This window comes from Alicyclobacillus shizuokensis NBRC 103103 (assembly GCF_001552255.1).
GTDB lineage: Bacteria > Bacillota > Bacilli > Alicyclobacillales > Alicyclobacillaceae > Alicyclobacillus_G > Alicyclobacillus_G shizuokensis.
Map to the genome: position 1 here is coordinate 1 of NZ_BCQV01000090.1, position 4,331 is coordinate 4,331.

Annotated in this window: 6 protein-coding genes; 2 read left to right on the top strand and 4 right to left on the bottom strand. The window is 58.4% G+C overall.

Going from position 1 to position 4,331, the window contains the following annotated elements; all coding sequences use genetic code 11:
• Window positions 1-300: 300 nt before the first annotated feature.
• The 3 genes from ASH01S_RS17255 to ASH01S_RS17265 form a co-directional block, all read right to left on the bottom strand.
• A complete protein-coding gene (locus ASH01S_RS17255; protein ID WP_067929674.1) occupies window positions 301-1,578 on the bottom strand; it encodes a hypothetical protein in 1,278 nt (425 codons plus the stop codon).
• A 26-nt stretch (window positions 1,579-1,604) separates the two neighbouring features.
• The gene (locus tag ASH01S_RS17260; RefSeq protein WP_067929675.1) at window positions 1,605-2,090 is read right to left on the bottom strand and encodes a DUF2249 domain-containing protein; all 486 of its coding nucleotides are present in this window, start codon (window positions 2,088-2,090) and stop codon (window positions 1,605-1,607) included.
• Between the two features lie 72 nt (window positions 2,091-2,162).
• A complete protein-coding gene (locus ASH01S_RS17265) occupies window positions 2,163-2,462 on the bottom strand; it encodes a metal-sulfur cluster assembly factor (protein ID WP_373278601.1) in 300 nt (99 codons plus the stop codon).
• 155 nt (window positions 2,463-2,617) lie between these two features.
• Here ASH01S_RS17265 and ASH01S_RS19410 point away from each other — a divergent pair, with 155 nt between their 5' ends.
• Entirely contained in the window at window positions 2,618-2,785 is a 168-nt protein-coding gene (locus tag ASH01S_RS19410) for a hypothetical protein (protein ID WP_373278602.1), read from the top strand.
• 125 nt (window positions 2,786-2,910) lie between these two features.
• Here the strand turns inward: ASH01S_RS19410 and ASH01S_RS17275 are convergent, their stop codons facing one another.
• The gene (locus ASH01S_RS17275; protein ID WP_245629145.1) at window positions 2,911-3,594 is read right to left on the bottom strand and encodes a Crp/Fnr family transcriptional regulator; all 684 of its coding nucleotides are present in this window, start codon (window positions 3,592-3,594) and stop codon (window positions 2,911-2,913) included.
• Between the two features lie 237 nt (window positions 3,595-3,831).
• Between ASH01S_RS17275 and ASH01S_RS17280 the strand changes: the two genes are divergently transcribed.
• Window positions 3,832-4,331, top strand: a 500-nt coding sequence (locus tag ASH01S_RS17280; protein WP_157067226.1) for a radical SAM protein, incomplete at its 3' end; no start/stop codon positions are given.

The window sequence follows — 4,331 nt, forward strand, 5'->3', positions numbered from 1 at the left end:
CACCCGATTCCATCTCGGCAAGGTGTCGGCGCAAGGCCTCAGCAGCTGCTTGTTTGTGTCAAATCCATTGCGCCTAAAGCCGAGGAGCCCCGGGCCAACCAAGTTCCAAAACGCTACAGCCCCAAAGTAGTGGACCAGCAAGGACCTGGTCCTGAATCAGATGGAGACCCTGGCCCTCTCCATCTTCGGCCAGGTCGGGAGGTAGGGCGCTTTGCCGAGGATGATTACATGACGAAGACATGAAGGCGGCGGTCCATCATGACCGCCGTATTTCATCAGTCTGATCACTCCATTTTTGCATCAGGGACGCACGTCTCCACCGCGCAGTACGCGCCACAGCCACTTGGGGTCGAGGACCCTGCCCATGTGGAGGCAAAATCCGCCCAAGCTTGTCGCCAGCAATCCGGAGAACAGCACCAGTCCCCATGTCCAACCGAAGGCGGCGGAAATGGAAAAGCCGATAAAACCGGGTCCATACAGTGCGTACACAACGCGGCTCCGGCGAACATCCAGCACATCGTCCACAAGTGGCACCTTTTGCCGCCCAGCCAGCCACCCAAAGCGGTGTGTCCAGACCAAGAACGGCACCACCTTATAGGCGTAGCCGAGCAGTGTCCAAGCCGCCCAGCCGAGCAGATAGAACGATACCACACTCTCCATCGGCAGCCAGGAGCGGCCGAGGACGCTCGCCGCAAGAAGTGCCACCGCACCGATAGCGCCGCTGGCCACCGCGGCGAGTGCGGCCCGGATGGGCCATTCGATGCGACGCCGCACGCGACGCTGTATCACATCGATGATGTAACGCACGAACACTAGATAGGCGGCCACTGCCAAGGCGCCGCCGATCCACGACAAGGGGCCCCACAGCCATTCGCCAAGAATGAACGTCCACACGGCGCCATGTAGCAACCAAAGCGCAAACTGTGTCGGCCGCTCGTTGTGACCGTGCGCCAAAGTGAACATCGGGAGGAGCTTAAGCGTAAAGCCCATGATCAGAAACGTGAAGTAACCCATCGCCAACACGATGTGCGTCACGAGCAGCGCCTCGAGGCCATGCTCCATCCCCGACCTCATGGCGATAATCAGAGACAGCACCGCCAATACTGCGAGTATGAGATCAACATGCGCAGCCTGAATGAAGCCGCGTATCGGTCCACGTACAATCGAGCGGTGTATCGAGGCGAGGATGATTACGGCGTAGACGATGACGGCCAGCGCCGTGACGGTGCCGAACAGGGCCAGTCCCGTGGGCCACCAGCGAGCCATGGAATACCACAGCCCCATCAGACCTCCGATGTACAGCCAGTAGTTCCATGCGGCTCCGCGCACAGAGGCGATTGGTGTGAGGAATGCCACGGTGACCAATTGGTATGAGGCGCCCATCGCGAACGACAGCAGCGCCCCCAGCGTCAGCACGTGCGTCGTGGTCACCCACAGGGGAGCAGGCGAGGGGGGGCCCGAGCGTACACCCGCGACCAGCAGCAACACAGCGAACAACAGAAACGATGCGACGCCTGTCAACATGTACCGAATTGGGACGTGAAACGGCGGCGTGTGGCTCGTGCTTGGCGGGACCACCGCGCTACCCCCTTTCCATACGACGCTCAGTTCGCTCCGTCGTAGATCTTGAAGATGCGCACGCGCACGAAGTCCTCATCAATCATCTCATCGTACAGGTAGTCGTAGCCGCGCTCTGCGAGTTCTGGCAGGAGAAAGGCCGGGACCCGGTCATTCCAGATCTCAAGGCCCCACTCACCGGATGCGAAGCGGGGTTCCTGCTCCAGCAGGTCGAGCGTCCGCACCATCGGCTGCGGCGGTTCCAGTCCACGGTTGTCGATCCGCCAGTAGGGTCGGTCGGTCTGCTCCTTGGAAAACTGGACGATGAAGTGCTCCGGCTCCACCTCGCGCACGATGCCCCGCCAGCTTTGCCGTCCGAGCACGCGCAAGAGCGGAATCGGCTCAAACGTGGCATGCAGTTGGAACACATCGTCCGGCCCGAGGCCGCTCAGTGTCTCCATGATCAACTGAAAAGGCTCACCCTTCGCACGCAGGATCTCGCGCACATCCAGGTCTGCAATCTTTCTTGGCATCTTGGTTCCTCCCTGGTCACCGGCGCACGGGCAGACCTTCGTTTCTGTGCCGTCCCGCGCCGCTGCTTCTCATTAGAATCCTAACTTCGCTCGCGCCTCGTCCGTCATCATCTCCGGCGTCCATGGCGGGTCCCACACGACATCCACTTTCACGTCGGCTACCCCGAACACGTGCATGACTGCCCGCTCCACCGCCTCGTGGATGCTGTCATGCATCGGGCAGCCCGGTGTGGTCATCGTCATGCGGATGTACAGCTCACCCTCGCGAGGTTCTGACACCTCGTACACCAGTCCGAGCTCGACGACGTTCAGGCCTAACTCGGGATCGTAGACGTTCTCAAGCTGGCGCCACACTTCATCAAGATTGATCACGCTACCACCTGCCCATTCATTCGCTCCGCGCCTCCTGTTCTGCTTTCATTGTGACGCGAATTCGGCCGCGAAGGTGTGATCTATGACATAACCCGATGGTCGGATGCGGAGTACCTTGAGGATGTAGCCCCCATCGAGAGGGGGAAGGAGGGGGGATGGCTTGTGTCATCACGTCACCGTGCAGCGGGGAAAAGGCTCTGGACTGCGTGGAAGCCTGCCCGGTCGACGCGATTCACGACGGCGGCGAGACTTACCTGATTGATCCCGATGTCTGCATCGAGCAGAAAACGGGTAAAACAGCGGTTTCGGGGCGAGATCATTGATAAGGAGCATTTGGTTGTCGGACGGCAAGGCTTTCCAGACAGTGAAGATGGTTGCGTGCTTGTCGCTGGCAGGAACTGACGCGCATCATATCGTCGCAGGCAAAGTCAAGATACGCGGGCTACCATCACGGAGTAGACCGATGGAGCCGACTCCAATTCACAGTCCAATCATCGCGATCGCCATGGAGCACACCTTGCCGCCGCAGGTCATTCCATATTCGGTTGACCGATTCACGGGTGATGCCAATCATCCGGGCCATCTCCCCATGCGTGACAGGAAGCCGAATATGGATTCCGTCGGCCGCAGGTTCGCCGTGTTCTTCGCTGAAGTGGCGCAAGAGCGCAATGACTCGCTCACGGGCGTCAAACAAGGCAAGTTCCTGAAGCTTGGCTTGCAGATCCAGTATCTTACGTCCCATCACTCGCATCACTTTTCGGGCGATGTCTGGATATTCAACCAACAGTTCATCGAATGCTCGGCAACGGATGGCGTACAGGATGCTTGGTGCCAACACTTCCGCCGTTGCCGGGTACGGACTCGTGTCGAAGAACCCGACATGAGGAAACATCTGGCCACGACCAAGGATATTCATGATGTGCTCCCTTCCTTCCTCGTCGACCTTATAGATCTTGACGAGACCGCTCCGGATGAAAAATACCCTCTCCCGTTCCTGCCCTTGGAGAAACACCGTGTCTCCTCGTTGGCACCGCCGCTCCATCGTGAGGGAACTGACGCGGCTGAGTTCCTCGGGCGACAGGTCTGAAAACAGTTCCATATCTCGCAGGACGTCCAATCCTTGTGGGCCCACCTTGGTCACCTCATTATCTCAGCTATGAGCATACGCATCCATTGTAAACCGCATCGCCAAAACCGACTCAAAATTATTCTTTCCGATCTACACCACGGGTGTTGTGTGATCCAGGGCACAGGCGAGCTCCATTTTTCTTGCCATAATCAACGGCTAGAGTAGGTCGACAAATGTGACGCGGATTCGTAACAAGCTCACGACAGGGTGGTGGCACAAGTGTCAATGCAAGAACGGGCAATGCCGCGTACGACATTGTGGCAGCGGGATTTCTCGATGAATCCATTTATCGTCATCTGGGAAGTGACACGAGCCTGTCAGCTTCACTGCATACACTGTCGAGCAGAGGCTCAGCGTCACCGGGATCCGAGGGAGCTTTCCACTGAAGAAGGCTACCGGTTGCTCGATCAAATCGCAGCGCTGGACCGACCACTACTAGTCTTTACCGGTGGAGATCCGTTGGAGCGTGACGACCTGTACAATTTCATCCGTTACGCCAAGCAACAAGGTCTGGAAGTCGCTATGACGCCGAGTGCAACGCCGCGCGTGACCAAGGAAGCTTTAGCGCAAGCCAAGAGCGCAGGACTTTCGCGCTGCGCCTTCAGCCTGGACGGTTCGACTGCGGCAGTTCACAACCGGTTCCGGGGGACCAGAGGGTCATTCGAACTTACGCTTCATGCACTTCAAGCCCTCCGTGAATTGGAGATACCGATCCAGGTCAATACGACTGTTTCTAGGTA

Bases quoted from the DNA above. Each gene is read 5' to 3' on its own strand.
- ASH01S_RS19410 (WP_373278602.1), top strand. From the start codon at position 2,618: ATGGCTTGTGTCATCACGTCACCGTGCAGCGGGGAAAAGGCTCTGGAC.
- ASH01S_RS17260 (WP_067929675.1), bottom strand. From the start codon at position 2,090: ATGCCAAGAAAGATTGCAGACCTGGATGTGCGCGAGATCCTGCGTGCG.